This window comes from Sphingomonas sp. PvP056 (assembly GCF_040549155.1).
Lineage (GTDB): Bacteria > Pseudomonadota > Alphaproteobacteria > Sphingomonadales > Sphingomonadaceae > Sphingomonas.
Genome location: NZ_JBEPST010000003.1, coordinates 331,255 through 353,849, shown reverse-complemented (window position 1 = coordinate 353,849; position 22,595 = coordinate 331,255). Strand labels below are relative to the sequence as shown.

General features: G+C 64.0%; 28 protein-coding genes. 2 read left to right on the top strand and 26 right to left on the bottom strand.

What is annotated here, in order from left to right; genetic code table 11:
• The first annotated feature begins 59 nt into the window (after positions 1-59).
• Positions 60-1,637 (top strand): hypothetical protein, encoded by a 1,578-nt coding sequence (locus tag ABIC17_RS09355; RefSeq protein ID WP_354281211.1) that lies wholly within the window; start codon positions 60-62, stop codon positions 1,635-1,637.
• Between the two features lie 40 nt (positions 1,638-1,677).
• Here ABIC17_RS09355 and ABIC17_RS09350 read toward each other — a convergent pair whose 3' ends face one another.
• The 18 genes from ABIC17_RS09350 to ABIC17_RS09265 all read right to left on the bottom strand — a co-directional run bounded on the left by ABIC17_RS09350 (position 1,678) and on the right by ABIC17_RS09265 (position 19,085).
• Positions 1,678-4,323: a hypothetical protein gene (locus tag ABIC17_RS09350; RefSeq protein WP_354281209.1), complete on the bottom strand. Its 2,646-nt coding sequence runs from the start codon at positions 4,321-4,323 to the stop codon at positions 1,678-1,680.
• A gap of 24 nt (positions 4,324-4,347) precedes the next feature.
• Positions 4,348-5,868, bottom strand: coding sequence for a hypothetical protein (locus ABIC17_RS09345; protein WP_354281207.1), 1,521 nt, complete (start codon positions 5,866-5,868; stop codon positions 4,348-4,350).
• A gap of 9 nt (positions 5,869-5,877) precedes the next feature.
• The gene (locus ABIC17_RS09340; RefSeq protein ID WP_354281205.1) at positions 5,878-6,180 is read right to left on the bottom strand and encodes a hypothetical protein; all 303 of its coding nucleotides are present in this window, start codon (positions 6,178-6,180) and stop codon (positions 5,878-5,880) included.
• Complete coding sequence (locus ABIC17_RS09335; protein WP_354281203.1) at positions 6,177-6,551, bottom strand: hypothetical protein; 375 nt, start codon at positions 6,549-6,551, stop codon at positions 6,177-6,179. The genes ABIC17_RS09340 and ABIC17_RS09335 overlap by 4 nt, the downstream gene beginning before the upstream one ends.
• A gap of 27 nt (positions 6,552-6,578) precedes the next feature.
• Positions 6,579-6,734, bottom strand: a complete 156-nt coding sequence (locus tag ABIC17_RS09330; RefSeq protein ID WP_354281202.1) for a hypothetical protein — start codon at positions 6,732-6,734, stop codon at positions 6,579-6,581.
• 109 nt (positions 6,735-6,843) lie between these two features.
• Positions 6,844-7,218, bottom strand: coding sequence for a hypothetical protein (locus tag ABIC17_RS09325; RefSeq protein WP_354281200.1), 375 nt, complete (start codon positions 7,216-7,218; stop codon positions 6,844-6,846).
• Positions 7,215-7,544 carry a hypothetical protein gene (locus ABIC17_RS09320; protein ID WP_354281198.1) on the bottom strand — a complete coding sequence of 110 codons (330 nt, stop codon included), beginning with the start codon at positions 7,542-7,544 and terminating at the stop codon, positions 7,215-7,217. The genes ABIC17_RS09325 and ABIC17_RS09320 overlap by 4 nt, the downstream gene beginning before the upstream one ends.
• Positions 7,545-7,567: 23 nt before the next feature.
• Positions 7,568-7,915: a ubiquitination-like system serine protease family protein gene (locus ABIC17_RS09315; RefSeq protein ID WP_354281197.1), complete on the bottom strand. Its 348-nt coding sequence runs from the start codon at positions 7,913-7,915 to the stop codon at positions 7,568-7,570.
• Complete coding sequence (locus ABIC17_RS09310; protein WP_354281195.1) at positions 7,912-8,460, bottom strand: glycoside hydrolase family 108 protein; 549 nt, start codon at positions 8,458-8,460, stop codon at positions 7,912-7,914. Before ABIC17_RS09310 ends, ABIC17_RS09315 begins: the two co-directional genes overlap by 4 nt.
• Positions 8,457-8,912, bottom strand: coding sequence for a hypothetical protein (locus ABIC17_RS09305; protein WP_354281194.1), 456 nt, complete (start codon positions 8,910-8,912; stop codon positions 8,457-8,459). The genes ABIC17_RS09310 and ABIC17_RS09305 overlap by 4 nt, the downstream gene beginning before the upstream one ends.
• Entirely contained in the window at positions 8,896-9,180 is a 285-nt protein-coding gene (locus ABIC17_RS09300; RefSeq protein WP_354281192.1) for a hypothetical protein, read from the bottom strand. Before ABIC17_RS09300 ends, ABIC17_RS09305 begins: the two co-directional genes overlap by 17 nt.
• A 56-nt stretch (positions 9,181-9,236) precedes the next feature.
• Complete coding sequence (locus ABIC17_RS09295) at positions 9,237-9,536, bottom strand: hypothetical protein (RefSeq protein WP_354281191.1); 300 nt, start codon at positions 9,534-9,536, stop codon at positions 9,237-9,239.
• 1 nt (position 9,537) lies between these two features.
• Positions 9,538-10,068: a hypothetical protein gene (locus ABIC17_RS09290; RefSeq protein WP_354281189.1), complete on the bottom strand. Its 531-nt coding sequence runs from the start codon at positions 10,066-10,068 to the stop codon at positions 9,538-9,540.
• A gap of 18 nt (positions 10,069-10,086) precedes the next feature.
• Positions 10,087-14,337, bottom strand: coding sequence for a phage tail protein (locus ABIC17_RS09285; RefSeq protein WP_354281188.1), 4,251 nt, complete (start codon positions 14,335-14,337; stop codon positions 10,087-10,089).
• A 3-nt stretch (positions 14,338-14,340) separates the two neighbouring features.
• The gene (locus ABIC17_RS09280; RefSeq protein WP_354281186.1) at positions 14,341-14,763 is read right to left on the bottom strand and encodes a DUF6950 family protein; all 423 of its coding nucleotides are present in this window, start codon (positions 14,761-14,763) and stop codon (positions 14,341-14,343) included.
• A 13-nt stretch (positions 14,764-14,776) separates the two neighbouring features.
• A complete protein-coding gene (locus ABIC17_RS09275) occupies positions 14,777-15,364 on the bottom strand; it encodes a hypothetical protein (RefSeq protein WP_354281185.1) in 588 nt (195 codons plus the stop codon).
• The gene (locus ABIC17_RS09270) at positions 15,364-15,957 is read right to left on the bottom strand and encodes a hypothetical protein (protein ID WP_354281183.1); all 594 of its coding nucleotides are present in this window, start codon (positions 15,955-15,957) and stop codon (positions 15,364-15,366) included. The genes ABIC17_RS09275 and ABIC17_RS09270 overlap by 1 nt, the downstream gene beginning before the upstream one ends.
• Positions 15,957-19,085, bottom strand: coding sequence for a D-alanyl-D-alanine carboxypeptidase family protein (locus ABIC17_RS09265; protein WP_354281181.1), 3,129 nt, complete (start codon positions 19,083-19,085; stop codon positions 15,957-15,959). Before ABIC17_RS09265 ends, ABIC17_RS09270 begins: the two co-directional genes overlap by 1 nt.
• Before the next feature lie 140 nt (positions 19,086-19,225).
• Between ABIC17_RS09265 and ABIC17_RS09260 the strand changes: the two genes are divergently transcribed.
• A complete protein-coding gene (locus ABIC17_RS09260) occupies positions 19,226-19,645 on the top strand; it encodes a hypothetical protein (protein WP_354281681.1) in 420 nt (139 codons plus the stop codon).
• Here the strand turns inward: ABIC17_RS09260 and ABIC17_RS09255 are convergent.
• The 8 genes from ABIC17_RS09255 to ABIC17_RS09220 all read right to left on the bottom strand — a co-directional run bounded on the left by ABIC17_RS09255 (position 19,602) and on the right by ABIC17_RS09220 (position 22,594).
• Positions 19,602-19,724, bottom strand: coding sequence for a phage tail assembly chaperone (locus ABIC17_RS09255; protein ID WP_354281179.1), 123 nt, complete (start codon positions 19,722-19,724; stop codon positions 19,602-19,604). The genes ABIC17_RS09260 and ABIC17_RS09255 overlap by 44 nt on opposite strands.
• Positions 19,724-20,155 carry a gene transfer agent family protein gene (locus ABIC17_RS09250; protein ID WP_354281177.1) on the bottom strand — a complete coding sequence of 144 codons (432 nt, stop codon included), beginning with the start codon at positions 20,153-20,155 and terminating at the stop codon, positions 19,724-19,726. The genes ABIC17_RS09255 and ABIC17_RS09250 overlap by 1 nt, the downstream gene beginning before the upstream one ends.
• Positions 20,152-20,442: a hypothetical protein gene (locus tag ABIC17_RS09245; RefSeq protein ID WP_354281176.1), complete on the bottom strand. Its 291-nt coding sequence runs from the start codon at positions 20,440-20,442 to the stop codon at positions 20,152-20,154. Before ABIC17_RS09245 ends, ABIC17_RS09250 begins: the two co-directional genes overlap by 4 nt.
• 37 nt (positions 20,443-20,479) lie before the next feature.
• Complete coding sequence (locus tag ABIC17_RS09240; protein WP_354281174.1) at positions 20,480-20,905, bottom strand: hypothetical protein; 426 nt, start codon at positions 20,903-20,905, stop codon at positions 20,480-20,482.
• 61 nt (positions 20,906-20,966) lie between these two features.
• The gene (gene gp17 / locus ABIC17_RS09235) at positions 20,967-21,338 is read right to left on the bottom strand and encodes a tail completion protein gp17 (protein WP_354281173.1); all 372 of its coding nucleotides are present in this window, start codon (positions 21,336-21,338) and stop codon (positions 20,967-20,969) included.
• A 10-nt stretch (positions 21,339-21,348) separates the two neighbouring features.
• Positions 21,349-21,840 (bottom strand): hypothetical protein, encoded by a 492-nt coding sequence (locus tag ABIC17_RS09230; protein ID WP_354281171.1) that lies wholly within the window; start codon positions 21,838-21,840, stop codon positions 21,349-21,351.
• A complete protein-coding gene (locus ABIC17_RS09225) occupies positions 21,840-22,190 on the bottom strand; it encodes a head-tail adaptor protein (RefSeq protein ID WP_354281169.1) in 351 nt (116 codons plus the stop codon). The genes ABIC17_RS09230 and ABIC17_RS09225 overlap by 1 nt, the downstream gene beginning before the upstream one ends.
• A complete protein-coding gene (locus ABIC17_RS09220) occupies positions 22,190-22,594 on the bottom strand; it encodes a head-tail connector protein (RefSeq protein ID WP_354281167.1) in 405 nt (134 codons plus the stop codon). Before ABIC17_RS09220 ends, ABIC17_RS09225 begins: the two co-directional genes overlap by 1 nt.
• Position 22,595 lies beyond the last annotated feature (1 nt).

Below are 22,595 nucleotides of genomic sequence, written 5' to 3'. Positions count from 1 at the left end.
CACGGGGAGAGGACTTTCGAAGTTCGCCTGCGGAAGCATCCTGGTTGAGGAAATTAGCGGTGGCCGCAGACACTGGCGAAGCGTGGTGGATCGCGTTAGGAGCGATGCTCCTCGGACTAATTTTGCCTCTGCTATTAGTAGAAGTGCCGCCCCTGACGGACTACCCAAACCATTTGGCGCGGGCCCTGTTTCTGGCGTTCGGCGCCACCGATCCGATCATGTCGAAGATGTTCGCCGCAAACTGGCAAATTGCGCCCAACCTCGCGTTGGACATCGTTTTGCCACCGCTTCTGCGGATCATGCCCCCGCTAATCGCTGGCAAAGTCTTGCTCGGCTTCGCAGCGGTGCTGCCTGCAACCGGGGCGATCGCGTTCAATCGCGCGTGCTTCGAGCGCCGGTCGTACTGGCCATTGGCCGTAGGCTTGGTAGTCTACAACGTGCCGTTCCTGCTCGGCTTCATCAATTTCCAAATTGGGGTCGGTGTGGCTCTCTGGGGTGCCGCCGCGTGGGTGTGGATGGCACGGCAGCAGCCGGTCCTAGGTGTTGCGGTCGGCATTGCGTTTGGCGTGGCTGCATTCTTCAGCCATTTGTTTGCCTTCGCCCTGTACGCGTTGCTGATCGGCTGTTGGGAAGCCGCGGTGGTGGTTCAGCGGGGACTAAAAAGTGATGGAATCGTGCCGTTCGCCGTTCGGCGCTTCGGGTACGCGACGATCGCCCTCATCGGCCCAGCGGTCCTTTACCTCGTCTCCCCATTAGCGGGAACTGGCGGGGCGGTATTCCGCAACCAATGGCTGACCAAGCTGAAGACGTTCGCGGTGCCCGTTGCCGGATATTCGCCTCTTCTGACCTACGGCATCCTTGCAGTGCTTGTATTGATACTGGCAGGCCTCTTGATCACCCGCCGCTTGCGGATCGCTCCCCTTGCGTTCTTGGCCTTCCCTCTATTGACGTTGGTCTTCTTCGCTCTGCCAACCGGCGCGAAGGGCGTTTTTTATATCGACACCCGCATACCGGTCATGATGGGTTTCTTACTCTTTGCTGCGACGATGCCGCGAGTGCCTCGGCCTATTGGAGCCGCGATATTCCTCGCTATTGCCGTCATGTTTGTTGCCCGCATGTCGCTGATCAGTCGCGTTTGGATTGATGCGCAACAAGATGTTTCCGACGTGCGCGGCGTTCTCTCGGCCGTGACCCCCGGCAGTCGTGTGTTGGCCGTCGACGATCTAGTGGACACGTCGAACGGCCCGATCGTTCGGTCGCGCTCCCTCGCACATGATTACCCGAACAGTTTTTGGCACTACGCCTCGTTTGCCTTCATTGATCGGCGGGCCTTCTGGTCCGATGCGTTTACGCTGTACGGACAGCAGCCAGTGATTGCGCAGCCCTATTACGACCGATCGGGGAACCCGGGAGCCTTTCCGATGCAGAACATTCATCTACTGACCGGTGTTGACGCAATCCCAGGCAAGCCGAAGCCCAGCTACCTTACGAACTGGCCTTTGAAGTTCGACTACATCCTCGTCATGAACGCCAGCTCCGATCCAAACCTAGAAAAATTTCTGCCGGGGAAGCTACGCCTTATATCCAAGCAGGGATTCGCAGCATTGTTCGAGGTTCGACACCCGACCGCAGGATGAGGTGCCGCCGAGGGGATCAGCATCCCCTCGGCGTACCCGATTAGGTATTTTTGTGGTTTGCCCATGCGGCATCGAATGCAATCGTCCCGTTAAGGACGCCATACGTACCGATCTGGACGACTTGCACCTTCGTAGGCTGGGTCGAAATGGTACCTTGAATTGAGTACCGCGCCCACGTGTTCGTCAGCGTAATCGGTTTGACGATCTGGCTTGAGTTGTGGTCACCATCCGACAGCACAAGCTGGATGGATTCGCCACCGGCCTTACCCTTCAGCCACACGCTGTATTCGACCGGTACCGCGCCAATTGCCGCCGTGGTGGCGCACTCAACCGACGAATAACCACCGCTTGCACCAGCGTTAGTGAACGTGATCGTGCTGGCATCGAGCGTGCTTCCGTTCGGCCCCGCGATGGCATTGTGGTTCGTCGTGGCCGACGTGTTCGGGGAGAACGTCCATGCAGTGTTCGACCAGCCGACCGTCGACTTCGTGCCCGAGGCAGTAGCATTCGCACCGCCAACATCATCCGAAAGCAGGTTGCCCGGTCCGGGCTTGGTAAGGGTGCCCGGGGTGCCGGAAGTTTCTGCGCTCTTCGTGCCTTCGCCGAGACCGTTCACCGCAGCGGCAGTGTAGAAATACTGAGTGCCGTTGCTGATCGTAGTGTCGTCGTATGGCATCGCCACGTTCGAAGCGATCGGGGTTGCGCTTTGCCCGCCACTCGTGGTGCCGCGGTAGATGTTGTAGCCCGTGATGGCAGATCCGTTTGCAGCGGCCGCCTTCGTCAAGCTGACCGTCACCTTCCCGGTCTGCGTTGCCAAGGCAATCACAGGGGCACTTGGCTTGTTCGCCACGGCGAGAACTGTAGCTTCCGGGCTGGAGGCCGCTAAACCACCACCCGTGATCGGGTAGACTTCATAGTACCAGCGGGCGCCCGCAACGACGTCGATGTCGACGAACGTACGGTCGCCCGGCATCGCGGCCCCTACGGGCTGCTTTGCTCCGCCCGCGGTGCTGCCCCGCCGAATGACGAACCCAGTGTATCCGCTGGCATCCGGTGCAGTCGGAGCGACCCAGGAGATGGTGTTGACGCCGTTGGACGACGCAGCGGAGACGCTCGAAACAGGCGATGGGGCCGCGAGAGTAGCGGCTGCCGTCACCCCCTTGGAGACGGTATAATTCACCGTCACGACGTCGCCAGCGGCAAGCGTGAGGAACGACACCAGCTTCGTCGGCGCGTCGACCAGTGAAATGTTCTTTGCGACGGTAGCATTGTTCCAGAGCAAAACGCCGACCGAGCCGTCCGTATTGTGGAAGGCGACGCTCTGCACGTCGCGGTCAGCCTCCCCGACACCGAACGTTGTGCTGCGGCAGCGCCGCGCGTTCGGCTTCATCGCCTTCAGCAAGTGGGCCAATGCCATGTAACTCGGGTTCTTGAACAAGGTGGCGTTGCCGTCGATCGAGATCGTGGCGCAAGGGCTGACCGTCGGGTTCGGCGTTGCACTGGGACGGTTTGTGCTGTCGAGGAACAGATTCCAGAACGTGACGCTGTTCGCTCCGGCGCGGATCGCCCCTATGATGCAGTTGCCGAGGTGCTGCTGGAAGTTGGTGTTGTAGCTGCCGGTGCTGACCGGTCCCAGGCAGAACTCTGTGAGATGCAGCTCCTTGCCCAGATAGTTCTTGGCACGCTGGTCCTCGAAGTCGTGCTTGTTCGAGCCATTGACGTAGCCATGCCACGCCGACCCTGAGCAATAGCCAGCCGCGATCGGGTCAGCCCAGACGTTGAGCAACAGGTCGCCGCTGCCGCCGCTGTAACCCGACGTCTGCTTCCAGTTCATCTCACCGGTGAAGATTTTTACCGACCCAAAGCCGGCATCGCCCATCGCTGGCCCAAGGATCTTAATAAACGACGTCATGTCGACGCCCGACCATACGCAGCCCGGATAGTCCGGCGTGCCGTAGTGCGGCTCGTTCTGGATCGAGATGGCCCACAGGTTGATGCCTAGCGCCTTGTAGGCCTGGAGGAACTTCACGAAATAGTTCGCATACGCCGTTATATTAGCGGTCGTCGCGACGAACTTGTTGACGGTCGTGCCGTCCGGCCCGCGCCCATTCAGGGTGGGGAACGTCTTCATGAACGCGGGCGGCGACCATGGACTGCCGATCAGCTTGAGCGCCGGATTGACCGCGAGTGCTTCGCGGATCATCGGGACCATGTACTCCAGGTCCTTTTGGATCGTGAAGTTTGGCAACGTAACGTCCGACCCGTCGTCGTTGTCGGCATACGTGTAGTGGTTGCCGATGCCCCGCCAGGTGAAGTCGCAGCTGCCCATCGAGAACCGCGTCGTCGAGAGCCCGTCATCACCGAACACCGTCTGGAGGATCTGGCGGCGCTGCGCGGGGGTGCAATAGTTGGCCAGAACATAGCATGCGCTATCCGTCAGCGAGGCACCCGCGCCAGCCATCTGCTGGTAGGTCTCGGTCGGATCGACATAGATGGCGGTGCCGGGCATCGACGTCATGAACGCGAACGGACTGGCCGACATGGGTGCCATCTGCGTCGCCATGTTCGACGGCGTCCGCAGGGCCGCTGGGGTCGACGTGAACTTGCCGTCAGGCAAGAGGGTGTTCAGCGTGTCCATCGCATCTGCGGCAGTCGTGGCCGAGTTGAATGAGCGTTGAATCGTCATAGTGACTTCCTTCTCTGTGGAAACTTAGCCTCGAGCGAACATGCCGTCGGCGAGGAACGGGTCGCTGAAGAATGCCCGCGCCGGGGTCGGCGTGGGGGTGGGTGCGGGCGTGCTCGACGTCCCATCACGGGCGAACATGCCGTCGGCGAAGAAGGGATCGCTGAAGAAGGCGCGCGGTGCGTTTGCCGCCTCGATCGCAGCAATCCAGTTCTGGAGCTTCACGAGTGCGGCGTAGACGGTGTCACCGCTCGTCGTGTTCGCCCCAGTACCGTAGTCGACGCGGTACTGGTCGTAGCTGCCGCCAAGTGCCGAGAGGCGTTGCTCGACCCCCACCAGATCGGGCGAGAACGCGGAGTTGTTCGCGTAGACCTTGGTCGAGTTGGCATAGGTGTTGGTCGGCGTCGGCGCTGGTTCGGCAACCGTGATCAGCGCGCTGCTCGCCCGCGGGGAGTTGGTGGCACCCGCCAGCGTTTCGACGACATAGATCGGTCCAGCCGCCGTTGGCGTTCCAGTGATGACCGCGCCGCTAATCGACAAGCCGGCCGCGCCTGCACCGGTAAGCTCGATCCGGCTGCCCGACGTCAGGCCGGAGATGGTCGAACTGATCGCCTTGCCCACTGTGCCACTGCCAACCGAGACGGTAAGGGCCTTCAGGATCACCTGTGCAACGGCCACGGTGATGGCATCCGATGTTGCGACGATAGTCGAACCGTCAGTGCCGACACCGGTGACCCGGCGGGTCAGCTGGCCGTTATTGCCGATACCAGGCACGATCGACGAACCGGTCCCGATGATCGTGGCGCCAAGAAGCCATGCACGACCGGTGATCGTGCCGTTCGATATGGTCGGATCCGTGGCGGTGAACGTGGTCGACGTGTCGCCGCTCGTCGGCGAGATGGTTGGACTGCCGGAGAATACGGGGGCAGGGATCGCGGACACCGTCACTGCCGCCGACGTGATCGTGATGGTCGACCCATCGGTCCCGAGTGCGGTCACCTTGCGGGTGAGGCTGCCGCTATTGCCGGGTCCTGGAACGATCGTCGCGCCGGTGCCGAGCACGGTCGTGCCAAGTAGCCATTGGCGCAGGGTGATCGTCCCGTTGCTGACGGTCGGATCGGTCGCGGTATAGGTGGCTGCCGTTGTCCCGCTACCGGGCGAGACAGTCGGATTTCCGGAGAACGCCGGCGCCGGAATCGCCGCAACGGTCACCGCGGCTGACTTCACCGTCGTCACGCCGCCGGTGCCGAGGGCGGAAACCTCAAGCACCAAGCTGCCGGCTGAGTCCGGCTTCACAGTCGCGCCGGTTCCGATCGCTATGCCCGACAGCAGCCAGCGACGGCCGTTGACAGTGCCGTCTTCCACCGTGCCGTCATTGGCAGCGAACATGGTGGCCGTCGTGCCGCTACCCGGCGTGATCGAGGGAGCGACGGTGAACGATGGAGGTGGAGCGATCGCGCCGATCGGAATGGCGACGGCTTTGTCCAAGAGAACGTTGGACCCATCCGCGGTCAGGATGAGCGTCTGCGAGAGCGGGGCAAGGGCCAAAAGGTCTTCCTACTTTGGGTCGACGGGAGCGACGGTGAGTGTCACGACACGCATCTCACCGGGACGGGGGGTGCTTCCGTTCGCGTCGAGGTGGCGCTCGGCAATGTGCAGAACGGTAACCAACTCGCCGTCGACAAGGCCTTGGACGTTCAGGGGCGGGTAGGGCGTTGCCGAGGCAAAGAACGACACCTCTTTCTGGTCGCCACGATCGCGCACGCCGACCATGCCCTGATAGAACGTGAAGGTTGCGCGGACCCGCTTCCCGTTGTGCACGGTACCGCCAAGGACGGTCTCTGCTGGCTCTTCGGTCATTTGTTCGCCACCCGAATGCCGACCGTGATCTGGTCCTGTTGCTGAAAATTCGTCGTGAAGCTGATCTCGACGCCGAGCACGATGCCGGTGCCGTTGAAGATGGCGCTGCTGCGCATTGCGGATGCGATTTCGACCCAGAAGGCGAAGACGAGGCCGGAATATCGCGGCGCGAAGTCGCCCTCGGTGAGCACCACCAGACCGGCCGCCGTGGCGTCGGCGTTGGGGGTGACGGTGAACGAGGTCACTTCCTCGCCGGACTGAAGGATGTCGCGCACAAGGTCGCCGCGTGTCAGCACGGGGTAAAACCCGCGGCGCGGCATGTTCGGATCGATGCGCCGTTGGAATGTCTTGATATCGGGTGGATTGGCCACGGGCATCCTTCCTGTGTTCGAGGCAGATCAGAAGATGCCGAGCACCTTGGGGCGGGCTTTTTGCTGAGCCGCCGCAGCGCGCGCTTCGCAGCGCGAGACGATGTCGATCGCGTCGACCGTCCGGCCGTTCGCCTTGTCGAGTTGGGCGGTTTGCAAATCCGCGAACCCGACCCAGTCAGCCATCACCGCCGCGTATGGAGGAAGGGGCGCGCCGGCGACGGGCTTACGCCAGCTGTCCGGCAGCAGGCCCGCGCAGTCGGTCGGGCTGGCGACGATGACGCTGGCAGCGCAGCTACTGAGGCTGAGCGCAGCGAGGATCGCCCTGGTAGGCCGTGCGACGACATAGTGCGCTAATGCCAGCACCTGAAACAGCCGCCGGGACGACAACGGTCGCGCCTTCGGCGTTACGGATGGCGCCGTCGTTTTCTCGCGAGATTGCATCTGACTGTTCCTCTGCCTGGGCACGATTGCCGACGGTGTTCACTGCATCCGCGCCGCTCTCGGCCGCCGCGCCCGCTTGGCCGGTTGCGAGGGACGTCTCGGTCGTTGCCGTGCGCGCGACGTTGCAGGACCGAATGGAGATGACCGTGGCGATCAGCACGATCAGCCCGACGATGAGGATCAGCCGAGCAGTATTTGCGCCGAACCATTTGCCCACGTCTGTCATGTCCGAGCCCCTTGTTCGGCGAGTTGGTCGACCGTCTGTTGAGCGCTGTCCGCCGCGGTCTGTGCGCCGGCGATCGCGTCTTGGGGGACAGGCGCTGCGGCCGGGTTCGCTGCGGCGAGCTTTTCGGTCAGGCTCGTCCGATCGGCCGCGTCGTACAGGGCGCGGATCGAGCCAATGACCTCACGGAACGACAGGAGCAGCGCGGTCAGCCCGAACGCTTCCGCCGACGGCACACGACCGTCGGGCCCGATATGCTGGCCGATGATTGCGAAGGTCCAACCGATCAGCGCGAGCAGCGCAGCGGCCAGAAGCGACAGGGCGATCAAGCCCCACTCTTGAAGGCGGCTGGTCACGCCGTGAACTCAGGAATGTCGACCGTCTGGCCTGCTAGGGCGTGCGTGCAGTCGCCCAGGAACTGGATTCGGCCGTCCGTGACGAAGCTGTGGCAGACGGCCTGGGGCGCGCGGTGACCGTCTGCATCTGTCTGCCCTGCGTCCGGACCATTGTACGTCACCAGCACGGAAGGTGTCAGCGTCGGACGATCGAGGTTGCCATTCCAGCCCCACGCTGGACGACCAAGACCTTCCTTTATAGTGCAGACATGGGGCTCTCCACAGCCGGGGCAGCGGAAGGCGAGACGAGAAAGGTCCGAGTTCCAAAGAACTGCACGCTCTCCACGAATTTGACGGGCGCTCATGCCAGTCCTACCCGGTTGGCCATCCAGCCGTAGACGAAGTCCTCGTTTGCCGGTCGCGACCGCGCAAGCTGCTTGTAGCGCGCCCCCTGGTCGCTGTTCAGCGCTAGAAGCATGATGCGATCAGCTTCGGCCGGGCCTCGCTTCGCTCGAAAGGCTCGGAATGCCTTAAGCGTGCCGGGGCCGATGTCGGCATCCTCGTTGATATCTGCATAGTCGCGGCCGCGCTGATTGAATACGTTCAGCCATTCCTGGAACCAACGTGCGGGAACGTCCGGCCCCATGTTCACGCCGGTATCGAACAACTCTTCCGCGACGGCTGGGCTGATCTCGGCCACCTTGTCGAAGCCGGGCGCGATGACGTAGGCCGCGCGGTAGATCCGCACCGCCTCGGCGCGTGGTAGGTCGCGCATGTCGCCGGTGTAGCCGTGCTTGCGCGCTACCCGTTCGGTGATACCCCATTTAGTCGGGCCGCCGCGATCCGACGGATGGTTCGAATACGCGCCTTCCTTGCCGATCGTCCCGTCGATGGTGCTGTCGATGCTCATAAACCCACCCCTTGTGATTTGACGATCGCCGCGGTCCCTTTCTCGAGGGCCTCCGCCTTCATCTGATCGGCGCGCATGGCTTTGATCCGGGTCGCAGCCTCAGACGCTTTGGCGGGATCCTGCTCGATCAGCAGGATCAGTGCGTCGAGGCATTGCGTCACGTTGTTGATGCGGTGCCGGTCGATTGCCCTCTCAGCTTGAAGCATAGCTATTTGCTTGTCGGCCTCGAGCGATGCCGTGCGCGCTGCCATCTCGACCGCGTCCATCCGAACGCGCATGCGCTCCATCTCTTCGGAGCGTTCTCGCAGCAAATTGGCCTCGCGCTCGTTGGCCAGCTTCATCGCAAGCGGCTTGAATTTGAAATATCCGCCGACGACTGCTCCGAGCAGCGCGTAGATGCCGATTGCGCCTGGTGTCAGGTTGGCGCGGAACCATTCAAACGCGGTAGCCACGACCGTACCTCCTTGCTGTCCCGATCGTGAGAACGGCGACGCAGAATGATGCGATGAGCAAGGCGACGATGGCCGGGTCTCCGTCGCGATCCATGATGATGCGCCGAGACAGGAACCCGAGGTTGAGTAGCCCCCAGGCGAAGCAGACGAGCCGCGAACTGTCGCCGTATCGCGGGGTCCGGCGATAGATCGCCCACACCGCCGGGACCATGTAGGCCACCACCGCGGCCCAAGCGGCCAGCACCAAGATATACAGCACAAGGATCATCGCACCGCCCTCCGGGCAGCGTTGCGGCAAATCGTCATTGTGAGGACCTTTCGGCGTTACTTGGGCGCCATGCCCAGGAAAGCGGTCTCGATCGCACGGGCGCAGTGGCCGGGCTTCGATCCGAGCAGCATGAACAGGTGGTCGATCAGCCATTGGAAGGGCTTGCCCCACCAGTCGCCAGCCATAGCGGCGCGCCCGACGCGGGAACTGATCGTCTCATCAGCCGAGGGGCAGGGCCCGCCGAACAGCAGGTAAAACGGCCCGGCGAGCAGCACGTAGGCGAACTGATCGATCGAAATCAGGAACTGGATGATCCAGTTGCTCAGCCGCGTGAGGGCGGGCTCGCGGGTCGCCACGTCAGGCGGCAGCCGTGGGCGGCTCGACCAGCGCCTGCCAGCTGATCCGACCCACCTTGACGATATCTGCGAAGGTCTCGCCCCGGGCGATCTTGTCCTTCGCGCCCATTCGCTCGCCCTCGATCAGCGCCCCAACGACCTCCCACTGATCGGCTCGAGCGATTACCACCGGCACCAGTTCGGCGATCGTCACGCCGCAACTGAATGCTTCGGCCTCGAGGAAGGGCGTCCGCGCGGTGTTGTCGAGCAGCCATGCGCGGGCTTCTGCCTCCTTGCGTTGGTACGTCATGGCCTGACCTGCGCCAGCCGTGAGGAACTGGAGGCGGAAAGCCTCGGCCGATGCGTCGACGAACAGGTTCATCGCCGCGCGCAGAGCCTCGACGTCGATATCGCCTTTGGAGATCACCGAGAACGGCACCACGATCAGGCCCAGCCCCTCAGGCAGCGGTTGATAGCCGCTGCTGCCGGGGTTGCCTGAACCGCGATACACCTCCTGGAAAGTATCGAGGCTGTAGACGATCCAATATTCCATATTGCCCTCCGTGGAGCGTCAGATGGCGACCCAGGTCACCTTCAGGTTGATGAGCGTGACGGTGTAGGTTCCGGCGACCTGGCGGCTGTAATAGTCGCCCTGATCGATCCAGCCGGTGTCGTAGGCCCCATTCGTGACCGTGGCGGTCCACGACGGCACGAAGTCGGTCGTGGCGAGGACCGCCGCTGACGAGTTCGCCTTCGGTCGGTATTCGTTGCCCTGATTGTCTCGAGCGACGATGTTCACGCCGCCGCCCGCCGAGACATAGTCAAGGTAGGCCGGCTTGCCGTTCATCGTGGTCGTCTGCCGCTGCCCGACGTTGGTGTTTATCTGCGTCTGATATTCGTAGACGAACCGTCCGAGGCCCGGGATCTGCGACAGGCCCAGCCCCCACGGCACACTTACCGTCGATCCGGCTGGAGGCGATACGCTGCCCTGCCAAACCGAGGTGCCCTCGCGCGACATGCTGTTGCGATCGAACTTACGCGCCGTAATCGTGCCGTCGACCGTCAGGTTGCCGTTCAGAAGCATATTCGCTTCGACGTAGAACAGGCCCGCCGAACCATTGGCCTTCGACAGCTGAATCCGCGTGCTGCCGTCTGGCGTCGTACCGGTCACCGACCAATAAACGCTGCTGCGGCCATCAAGGCCAGCGATCGCCCCGGAAGCAATGGCCAACTGAGCCGAAGCCTGTTGAAGCGTACCCTCCTGCGAATAGGGGGTGTACGGTCCGGGGCCAACCTCAAGCTTTGCCTGGCGGATGCCGATGTTGCGGTGTGAACCCGCTTGATCCGACGCGAAGATGCCACGCATGAACACCTTGGCGGCATCCGCGGGTGCCTTTGCCGTCATCCAAGTTGCATCTCGGAAGCCGGAAGACCCGAAGTCACGCGAACCGCGGACTGGCCGACCGCCCCCGGGATAGAACAGGCTACCGTCGAGACGTTCGAACACGATGTCGACGTAGCAAGACGGATTGCTCAGGTCAGAAATCAGCAGGAGATCCCCGGAGGCGGTGTAGCTCGTGTTCGGGCTGCACAGGATCCGGGGACCGTCGATCGAGATCACGTTGCCCGTCGGGGCGTCGTTCTGCATCCGCTGGCCCCAGCTCGTGCTGACGCCGGAATACCAAGCACCGCCACCGGCTGACCACTGATACGCCGATCCGGTGTTAACGCCGCCGTTCTCGCCGGACGAGTTCGGCAACAGATTGACGCCAGAATTCAGGACGAGCGCCGATAGCGTGTTGACCGACTGCACCACGGATCCGACCTTGGAATCCGCAATGGCCGCAGCCCGGTCGTTGGCCCGCGCCAAGAGGTTGCTGTCCGCGGTGCCTTGCACCTGAGCTTCCAACGTCGCCGCCCGAGCGGATGCGGCATAACGGTTCGGCAGATCGGCGAGCGTGTCCTCGGTGACCTTCACCCGCGCCGCAACGAGCGGCAGAGCAGCGTCCGCCCTCCCGGCTTTGATTTCGCCGTCGTTTGCCGGACGGATCGATGCGTGGCGCCAAGACAAAACCTTTTGGGGGCGCGGTCGTCCGAATCCATCCCAGCTTTGCATGGCGTGGAAGTTCTGCGCCGTATCCTTTGGCTTCTGAAAAAGCAGGGTCCATCGCCGGTTGCCCATCTTGGTCGCGCTGATGTCGCCAGCCTGATCCGCAGTGCCCGCGAAGTCGAGGTTGTATCCCCCGCCAAGCGTGAGACCAGAACCCTCCCACCTTCCGGCGACGAGGTCCGCCTCGGCGGTGAACACGTACCACCCCGCCTCCTTGCACGCGGCCAGGGTCTGATAGTGCCCGATATTGATGTCCGGCGCCGTCTGGTTCGTCGACATGTAATACGGGCTGTCTAGCCGCGTTGTATCGATCCCCCGACCCACCGAGAGGTTGGTAGGTCCGTTCCAGTCGAGCCACCCGGAGGCCAGCCGCTGACCGTCAGGCCAGATGGCATAGGTCGGGTTCGCGTTAAGATACACGCCGCCCGACATTGCTGCGGCCTCAAGCTTCGTCGTGCGACCGGCGTATCCCTGCGCGTCAGTTGCCAAGCCGCTGATGCGTTGGTCGTAATTGGTCAGCGTCGAATTGATGCCGCGGAAGTTGGTGTCGACGCTGGTCGACAAGTCTGAAACGGCTTTCTTTGCATCCGACGCCGTCGTGGCGACCTGATCGATCCGGCCGTTCGTCGCGACGTCGCCTGCGTTGTAATCGGTGACAACGCTGTCGATCCGCCGGCTGATAGTGCCGTCTCGGCTCACCGCTGTTTCGTCGACCCGCTTGATTTCGGCGCGCACCGACGTGTCGTCATAGCCGCCCGCCGCCGCCACGCTATCGATCCGCCGGTTAATCTTGGCATCGCTGTCGGTAAGCAGCGCGACAGCAGACGACAGCGCATCGTCCGCATCTTTCTTGACGGTCTCAATCCGAGCGCCTGCGTCAGCGACGGCCTTGTTAATCGCAGGGATCGTCGTGCCGTCGATATCCTCGAGTTGATCGTGGGCCGCGGCGATCTGGAGGTCGAACTCGGTCAGCTGCGCGATCGCGCCGCCGACCGTACCGGGTCCGAATGGGCTGTTCGGGTCAGCGCTGTTCGTTGCGTCGTCAGCCGGTTTGCCGTCGCCGGTGACCCCGTTCCAGAACGCCGTCGTGGCCGCTTCGTCGATTGCGAGGATCAGCGGGTTGTTGGCGCGGTCGTAGACGATCGGCTCGGCGCCCTGGACGGGCAGGGAGTCGTCCGCGTCCCACTGGTAGAAGACGGGGGTCTCGAACGTCAGCACCATGTTGCAGGTACCGCCCTGACCGAGCTCCTGCTCCTTCACCCGGAACACGCCGCGCTTGAACCCGAGCGGCGCGAAGGTGAACGGCAGCACGTCGCCAACGGTGTACTTCCACGCGCGGATATCGAACGGGGCGGCGAACTGGCGGGAGTATTGCCGGCGCTGCAGCACCTGCTTGGCGACGCGCTGCGCATGGCTCGGGCTTTCGACGACGCCAAGGTCGAGCGAGAGATAGCGATCCTGCCCGTCGGGGCTCGGCAGACGCACCTCGGGATAGTCGATCAACTGGTAGAGCGAGGCCGACGTCGCATCGACGTAGCGCCCGCGCACGACATTCGGCGTAGTTTCGAGCGAGGGGTCGGGATCCCAAGTGAACGCGCCGACCACGTCGTCATCGTTCAATCCGTCATCCAGCGCCGCCGTCGCCAGATCGTTATGTGAGATCGAGAGTGACAGCTTGCCGCCGGTATCCCGGAAACGCCCGCAGCATGCCGTGCACAGCATATCGAGAACAGTTTTGTGATCGTCGCCCTCGGAGATCACGCCAGCGCCGTGGTAGCGGGGCTCGTTGCCGCCCGCTGCCCGGTTGACGAGCTCGTCGGCGAGGTTCGCCGCAACCTGGAACGACGGCAAGCTGATACGCCGCATAGGGACGCCAGCGCCGGTCGCCAGCTTCATGACGCCGCTTGCCGGGTTGCGGATCCGCCAGCCGAGGATGACGCGCAGGATCTGGAGCGGCAGGTTCTCGCCGATCACGACGCCGTCGTCGGTCTTGAAGCGCCAAGTCGACTGATCGTCCGCGCGCATCGGGCCGTTCCCGCCCGGCACGGTGCTGTCGCGCCGCGGATCGTACAGCTTGGCGCCGCGACCGATCACGGTGATCCTGCTGGGGATGCCGCTCGAGAACGGGCTCTCTGCCTTCTTGCTGTTCCCGGTGACCTTGAAGCGGAAGCGCGCGTAGGCGCAGCCGGTCAGGCGCGCGCTATTGCGGTTCCACTGGCCGAACGTGAAAGCGTTCTGCGGCGTGCCTTCGAGGATGAGGTTGGGGATCGAGAAATAACCGTTGTATTTGGCAACGACGCCGGTCGTCGCCGACCACGCCATCTCGGTATCGAACCAGATCTCCTCAAGGCTGTCGATCGCATGGCTGGCGAATGCGACGATCCAGTCGCAGATCTCCTGATCCTTGCCCGACCACTCCTCGTACCGGACGTCGACCGGCATTGCGGTCTGGCCCAGCACGGTCTTGCGGAAGGTGCGGGGGTCAATGCTTGCGGTCAGCCGATCCGTCTGTGATGCGGTGACCTTGGGGCCCTTCTGTAGCAGGCTCGCCGCAAGCGTCAGGCCGCCCGAGGCAAGAAACAGCGTCCCGGTCGAGACACCGGCGACGGTCAGCGATCCGGCAAGCCCGCCGAGCGCGACCGCACCGACGCCGGTCGCAATCAGCGCGACCGCGCCAACGGCAAGCGCGGCAAATTTGAGTGCTTTGGCCAACCGTCAGACCCCGAACCGAACGTGCCAGGCGCGCGGCGCGACCCAGCGAGCGCGATCGATCCTGATCAGTCCCTCACGGTCGCCCTCAGAGCCTACCGCCACGAGGAACGGGCCCAAGCAGATCCCCAGCAGCCCGTCGGACATGATGATGTCACCACGATGCGCGAGCGACGGATCAACCGTCTCGAACTTGCCGCTGAGGGTGGACGCGAGGCTACCAGCACCGATCCGACGCAGCGCGCGCACCGACCCGCGGGCCGTGGTGTAGCGCCCCCGAAACTCGGGCATCGGGTCGACGCCGGTCATCGCCTTAACCGCGCCGGCCGCAAACGTGCAGCAGTCGTGCGCGCCCCATGCGAAGGGGAGCGTGCGGAGGGGTTCGAGATACGCGGCCAACCGCGCCTCCCAATCGGGTAGACGGTTCATAATCGACTCCCGTTTAGGATCTGCGGCTGGCGCCATTGGCGATCGCGATCGCGAGCTCGGCCGACCGGTCGCCCGGATCATAGCTTTGCTGATCGAGATAGGTCCGGTTCGAGGCCTGGCCGAAGAAGCCAAGGTACGATTCGACATCGAGGTTGATCGTCTGACTGGTCTGGTCGCCGACGATCTTCGGCACCGACATGTACCCGGTGTAGAACGACCACAGCGCGCCGATGCGCGTCAGCTGCCGTGGATCTAGCATTGCCCGCCACAGGCGGCAGTCGCGACCCACGTAGTTCGCCTTGTTGCCGATCTGGGTCATGAGTTCGTCGTCGACGCCAGCGAGGCCGGACAGCTGCAGCGACACCGTGTCGGTACCGCCCTCGCGCGCCTTGACCGCGCCAACAGACACGACGCGGGGGTCAACAGCGGTGAAGGTGAAACCATCGAGGTCTTCGTCGCCCGTGCCGGTGAAGGAATAACTGTATGGCGCGTTGGTGACGCGGATCGGGCCATCGGCGAGGTCGAGAAAGCAGAACGTGACTGGCTTGCGGACGTCAGCGGATAGCGCACCGTTCGCATCGCTGTCGGGGCGGCTGTCCATCAGAACGCCTCCTCGCAATCGAACGAAACGCCGTATTTCTGCCCGATACCGACCTTCCAGCCGTTCTTCGGGTCCGACATCGCCATGACGGCATAGGGCCGCTTGACCTCGATCGTTGCCTTGTCCGCGGGCACGACCCGGATATAGGGCTTTACCGAAATCGTAGCGTTGCCATCGGCATCGGCCACCACCGGTGCATTCACCATCAGCAGCTGGTCGCCGAGCGTTATGAACTGGCCGCGTTTGAGCTTCGGGCCCGCCGCGCCCCATCCGGACGTGATCAACGAGTGCCCACCCTGATTGGCGCCCTTCACGCGAACGTCGAGCGATCCTGCGATCTGGTCCTTCTCGCAGGCGATGATCCGGAAGCTGTTGGCGACGCCGTCGCAGTCGACCACGAACGCGCGCCATTCGAGCACGCGACTTTCGCCGGTGATTGGGGGCAGAGTGACCTTAGCGAACCATCGGGGCGCAGCCGCCAGAATGGTGACCCTTCGCTTGCCGGTGAACTCGCCGCGGTTGACCTGTCCGGGCTGGTCGATCGTCCACTCGATATCGGAGGCAACGGGATCTGACGGGATATTGATCAACATCAGTCGAACGCTCCCGGCAGCTGCCCGCGATTGAGTTGCCGCATGGTCCGCGCGCTTGCACCCGCCATGATCGGCTCTGCGGTCGCGCCGACGGTCCGTAGGGAGACGCGCTCCATTTTGGCCTCGAACTCTGGCCCGGCGTTGACCGTCACATTGGCGTCCAACTGCATGCGGCGGTTCGCCCCGCCGCCGTAGACTGCCGCCGGCAGGCGCGGCGCGCGGAGGCTGGGGAGGGAAGGCGAGCCGCCGAGCGACCCGCCATCCGCGAAGCGCGGCAGCCGACGAGCATTGATCGCTGCCATCGCACCCGGGCCGTAATGGTTGACCGCAGCTTCGTTCATGATGAACTCGCGGTTCGAGAGCCGCACTGCACCACCACCGGGGCCCTTCAACAACGCCAGGATGCTGTCAGACCGGCCATGCCCCGGCCCGCTGATCAGGCCGCCAAGCGAGCCACCGTCTGCCCGACCCGGTATTCCATCGAGCGACCCGCCGTCGGCGAAACCCAGGAACTTGCCTCCGAGGGTACCAACGATCGCCTTTTGAATCGCGATGCGCGCGAGGTCCGCAATGACGCTCGACGCCATCTCACCAAATGCGCCCTTCAGCTTCAGGACCTTGCCAATAGCGGACGCTGCGCTGTTCTCGAGCGAGCCGAGCCCGTTGACCGCCACGCTCTGCAGCGCTGCGTTCGTGTCGCCAGTCGCCGACTTGAGGCGCTCGCGGTAGGCATCGAGCGGTGACGCATTCTGCCGGGCAAGCTGCCCGCGTTCCGCACCTTCCAGCGCGGGCAGGGCGCTGAGGGAGCGCTGCGCCGACATGACGGCATCCGGATCCTTGGACGTGTCGCGAACGCGCTCGAGCGCCTGGCGGCGAAGCGTCTGCTCGGCCTCGAGGATCTGCTCGGCGATCCGCGCGCGCTCGCGCTCGGTCGGGGCCATGTCCTCGCTGATGCGGAGCAGGGCGACGCGCGATTCGAGGCTCTGCCGATCAACGTCGTACCGCTGCTCGATCACACGCATGGCGCGGTCGGCCGCGGCGTTCTGCAGATCCTGCACCCGCGTCTGTTCGTTCAGCGAGCGCAGATTGTCGGCGCGAGCCTTGGACAGACCCTTCTCCTGCTGGAGATCGATCTTCTGCTTGCGGCTATCGGCGTCGGCATTGATGCTCGCGACCAGTTCGGCGTCGCGCTGCTCTTGCGTCTGTGCCGACTTGCGCGTTGCCGCGGTGAGCCGCTGCCGCGCCGCCTGCTCTTCCTGTCCGTAGGCGAGATCGTCGCTCAGCACCTTCTGCCGTGCGCGCTCGGCGCGATCGTCGACCGACTGCTGGCTCGGGCCCTTCTTGCCGAAGGCGACGTGGAACACCTTCTGGTCGCGCTCGTCGATCAGCTGCCGAATAGAGACGCCTTCCTTGGCGAACGCCTGGCGGATCGATGCAACGCTGATCCCCGGACCGTAGGCAACGTCGATTGCTTGGCCGCGCTCGTGATCGCTGGTGCCGGGCTTGGCAACCGGTCCGGCGTGCCGCCCGGCGAGCTTGTTGGCATACAACTGCGCCTGGCGCTCGGTCGAGCGCAAGCCGCTTGTGACTCGCCCGCCGATACCGGCGATAATGCTGGTCGCCTCGGCAACGTTCACGTCCCGGCCGATCTGGTTGTTGTTCGGCTTCACGTTGGCGGCGCGCAACTTTTCCGTCGCCAACTCGGTCGCCGCCTTCTTCTGCGCTTCCAGTTCGCGCAGGCGCTTAACCGATTCCGCGCCAATGACCTGTCCTAGCCGGGCTTGCGTGCGGAGCTCGTTCTTCAGCGCGTTGATCTTGTCGTCGACTGCCTTGGTTGCCGAGCGCACCGGATCGAGCGAGATCGCGGCGCGCTCCGCGGCGATGTCGACCCGGGTGACGTTGAGCTGCCGCTCGGAATCCGTCACCGCTTTCTCGGCCGCCGCGCGCTGCTTCCGCAGTTCGGTGACGCGCGCCAGTGCGGCATTGATGACAGCACCACCACCGCGCGCATCGCTGGTGGTGGCCAAGGTGTTGAACATGGCCTCGGCGTCGGCGAGGCGCGCGACTGTGGTCTGCCGGATCGCCAACGCCTCGTCGCGCTTCCCCTTGGCGGCGATGTTGGCGCGGTCGGCAGCCGACCTCTCGCTGTCCGCAGTCTGCCGCAGCGCCTTGTCTTGGTCCCGAAGAGCGATAGTAAGGCCCTCGACCGACCCAGCGAACCGCACTTTTGCGCGCGCGGTCACTTCGCTCTCGATCGCGTCCTTCTTGAGCTTGTCGAGTGCTTCGTCTTCGGCGTTGCTGAACTCGAACATGCCCTTGGTCAGCGGACCGAGCACCAGTAGGGCAGCGGTGATGGCCAAACCCCACGGTCCGATCATGAACCGCGCGAAGGATCCGGCTTTGCCTTCGAGGTTCGAGAACTGCCCGGCGACCTGGCCGCCCTGGATCGCGATGACCTGAAACGCGTTCGCCCCCATGCTCAGCTGGGTAAAGGTGTCCTGCACCTGATAGGACAGACCCTGCATCGCCGCGCGCTGCGCGCCGGACTGCGCCGTCACCTTCTTCTGACCGTCGCCGAACAAGCGCGACGCCGCGCCTGCCTGCTGAAGCTCAATCTCGACCCGCTCGAGCGCGCCGGCTTCGCGCGTCAGTTCGTTCGCGTGGTTCTCGGCTTCTAGTGCCGCCGCGCGCGCCGCCTGGATGTAGAGGCGCGTCTGCTCAGTCAGGACACCTTCGCCCTGCGCGGCGCGTTCCGACGCGTCTGCGATCAGGCGCGTGGCAATCGCCTGTTGCTGCGCCGCTGCGGCCGCCGCGCGCGCGTCCGCCGCGCCGATGTTGAGGCCGCCTGTGACGGTAGGTGCGACGATCGCCTTCGCCGCCAGCTTTTGGACGTTGCTGAAGCTCGCTTCGAATGAACGCTCGGCCTTGGTCGCGGCATCCTGCGCGAGATCGGCGAACGCGCCGAAGCGCTTGCCCATGCTGCCGATCGAGCCTTCGACGTTCTCCGCCATTTTGGCGGCACGCTTCTCGAACCGGTCGAGCGGCTTCTCGCCCTCGGCAAGGTTCCGGCGCAGCAACTCGGTCGCCGCGTCGACTTGCAGCAGCAGACGTTCGGTCTGATCAGCCATAGACGCCTCCTTCGAAAGCTTGACTCGACACGGATGGGCCACCGATACCGAGGCCAACAGCGGAGGATAAGATGCGGTTTTCAATCGGTTGCGCGGTGGCGCTTTGTGCCGCTGGTAGCGCGTCAGCCCAGAGCGGGCCGGTGACCATGTGGTTTTACGAAACCCCGGCCACGGTGTCGGACAAACTGGCCTTGCTGTGTTCCGACCGGTCAGCATCGGTTGTCGAGCAGGATGAGCGGCACCTTCTGTGCCAGCGACCGGTGACAGGCGGGAAGGGCATTCTTGCCCAAGCCGTCCTCGGAAACAGCTACTCCACATCCCCGCAATTGATGATCCGGTTCGCTATCCTGAAAGACCGGAGCGCCTCGAGGGTACAGGCAAGCCAATGGATTGAGGTCCAGATGGCAAGTGGCCAAGTCCGTCGCACCGAACTGAACGACCGCAAGCAGCGGGAGGAACTTGGCAACGTGCTGGCAGCGGCTGGTGCACACGATCTGCCGCCAGATATGCCAGCGGTCACCCCTCCCCAGGGGAACAGTTCATCCTCTCCCACGCCCTAACGGAGGCCCAAAACTCGGACGGCGTGCTGAGCCAGAATTCCCGAGGCCGCCACCCGAGCACTGACGCGGCGACGCCCATCAGCCGTCGACGGGGGCTTTCTCCGTCGTCGTCGTCGTCGTCGACGGCTTCAGTTCCCCCGCGGAGTTGTACCCGCCGGTGACCGCGACGGAGAGCACCTTCGCGACGGTCTGCAGCACGGTGTAGAGGCCGCCTTCACTGTCGACGATCAGGCGCGCGATGCGTTGAGCGTTTGCACCCGCTGCGCCCTTGTTCTCGGTTTCCTTGCCCCACGCGCGGACACAGATCGTGACGATCTGCGCAGTGTCCGCCAGCTTGAGCTTCGCCCCCAGCGCGTCTCGGGCGAGGTCGACCAACCCACGGTCGAGCGTCTGCTCGATCTCGGACAGGGCTTCGAAGGTAGGGCGGAGGCCCATCGTCGTGCCGTCAAGGATCACGGCCAGTTCGCCCCGATCCTCGTTGGCGAAGCCTGCGGTGACGAGGCCGCTCATTGTGCGACGAGCTCTTCGACCGTATCCGCCGGTAGCGCATACAGCTTGGCAATCGCGCCGATGGCGTCCGGATCCGCGGCGATGTCATTCGCGAGCTCGTTGAGGTCGGGCGCGGGCTCGCCCTCGTGCTTGCCGAGGTACGGCATCAGCACGCGCGCGGCGAGCGAAGGGCCAGCGCTGAGCAGCGCCTGCACCTCATGCTGACCATGGCCTGTCAATGCGACGAGCTTCTGGTCCAGATCCTGCGGCTTGCTGGTCCGGAAGCTCTTACCGTTGATCATGATCATACGGATGTTCCTTATGGGAGGGGCGGGAAAGGCGCGCTTACTGGAGCGCGTCGACGGTTGGCTGCGCTGCCGGCTGCAACGTAAGCGGCGACTTGACGCTCGCGCCCTGGTCGAACCCGGTGCTGTCGATCGACGTGTACATCAGGCACTCGAATACGACGTCGGTCGCGCCGAGAGGTTTCTTCCGGATCTGGTAAACCTCGGCCGCGTTTGTCTTGTCGAGCGTTTCCATCCGCGTGTAGCCGTTAGCGTCCGGCAGATCGGGCGTCAGGTCCTGCTTGATCGTAATCGTGCGCAGGCCTGGCGACTGGGTGTCGACGCCTTCCTGATCCTTCGTCGCGTTCGACGAGAACGCCTTTCCGCGATCGATGCTGAGATTGCCCTGACCGGCAGGCTGGTTGAACGTGCCAGCCGTCGCGGACTGGACGAACAGGCGGTAATCACTCCCGAGTTTCTTAGCCATGGTGGTGCTCCTGTGATTGCGCGGGGTGCGCGGCGGGTAGGTTATGGGTGGTGGGGGAGTGCTACGGCGCGATCGCGAGCACTGTGAAACTGGTGATGCCGCTGTAGGTCGAGCCGTCTTCGCTCAGGACGGCGTCGTCGTCCTCGAACTCGAAGGCGAGGAGCCAGCCGTCCTGTTGCAGGTTCTGGCCATCGAGCGCGGCTTCGATCTGTTCCTGCAGCGCAAGCAGGGGAGCGCGTTCCTCGGCTTCGACGATCGTGACGATCGAGATCGTCACGCGGCGATCAGCGTCGGCGTCCTTGGTCGGCAGGCGCGAGCTCTTCATATCGCCGATGATGACGAGCGGGGTCGGCGCGTTCTCGGGCGCGTCCTGATAGACCCCGGCGTCCGTGATCGCGCTGCTCAGCGCCAGGAACGCTGCGGCTTCGACCATCGCCTTTGCGCTACTTATCGGAACCTCCCGCGATACGACCAAGTGACCGGGTCAGGATTCCGCGCAGATTTGCATTCAGCGTCTTGCGAAGCTCCGGGAAGCGCCCCGTTATGAAGCGTTTGCCCTGCATGTATCTGACCTTCATCGGGTAGCGCTTGGTCAGGCTGCTGCCCGCCTTGCCGGTCGGGTTCGACCGGCGCCGCTGTACCTGCACCGTCTGCGCGCGCCGCCCCAGATCCTGAATGCGGCCGTAGAACAGGTTCTGCCTGCCGCGCCGGCCGCCGAGTAATCCGACCTGAAGCCGCAACGATTTCGGCAGCACCTTGCTATCGATCCCCGCGCGCAGCGCGCCGGTCTTGCTAGGTGCCTTTGCCTGAATCGCCTGTTTGATCTGGCGTCCGGTCACGTTCAGTTCGACGATGATTTCGCCGCGAACCGCATCCGGCGTTCGCCGCAGCAGCCGCTTGAAGCGACCGATGCCGCGAAGTTTCGAGCGCGCCATCAGCCCAGCGCTCCGCTCTCGCAGGTCATCACGTTCGACTGACCGTCGGTACAAGGCGGGGCGGTCTTGATATTCAGCGCAATGCCCTGCCACACCAACCGGTGCTTGGGCGTCAGCCCCAGCCGCTTGCGGATCGTGACGCGGTAGATCTGCGTCGCGCGCTCGACGCCAAGGCTGAGCGCTTCGCCGCCCCGCAGCGGGTATACCTCGGCGGGCACGTTGACCGCGACGTCGCGCCAGGCGGCTTCACCTGCCGGTGGTTTGCGACCACCTTTGCCGTTGTCGACCACGTTGGGTTCCTGGATCGTCACCTTGTGCTTGAGGCGGCTGGCCAACCCGAGCGCAGCCATCAGCACACCCACTTGCGGGGAACGGGGTTGAGCAGGAACGAGACGGTGAAAGGAAGCTCGTAGCTTTGCGAACCCACGGCGACCGGCGCGCGCGTGTCAAACCAATGACCAATGAGCAGCAGGACGGCGACCCTGAACACGTCGTTGTCAGGATCATCCGAGCTCAGATCGATGGGTCGGCCCACCTCGTTACGAACGGCGCGAATAGCGGCGGGAATGAGCAAGCTGAGGTAGCTATCCTCCGACGAGTCGGTTCGTTCGAGCCGGACCTGCCCACGGACCTCCTCGATCGGGAGACCGCGGTCAGCTTTCGGCGCCTCGAGGGCCCCATAACGGACGATGACCTCGGCATCAGGGACGTCGGGGCCTGCACCGATGATGGCGCGCATCTCATCAACGGTCATC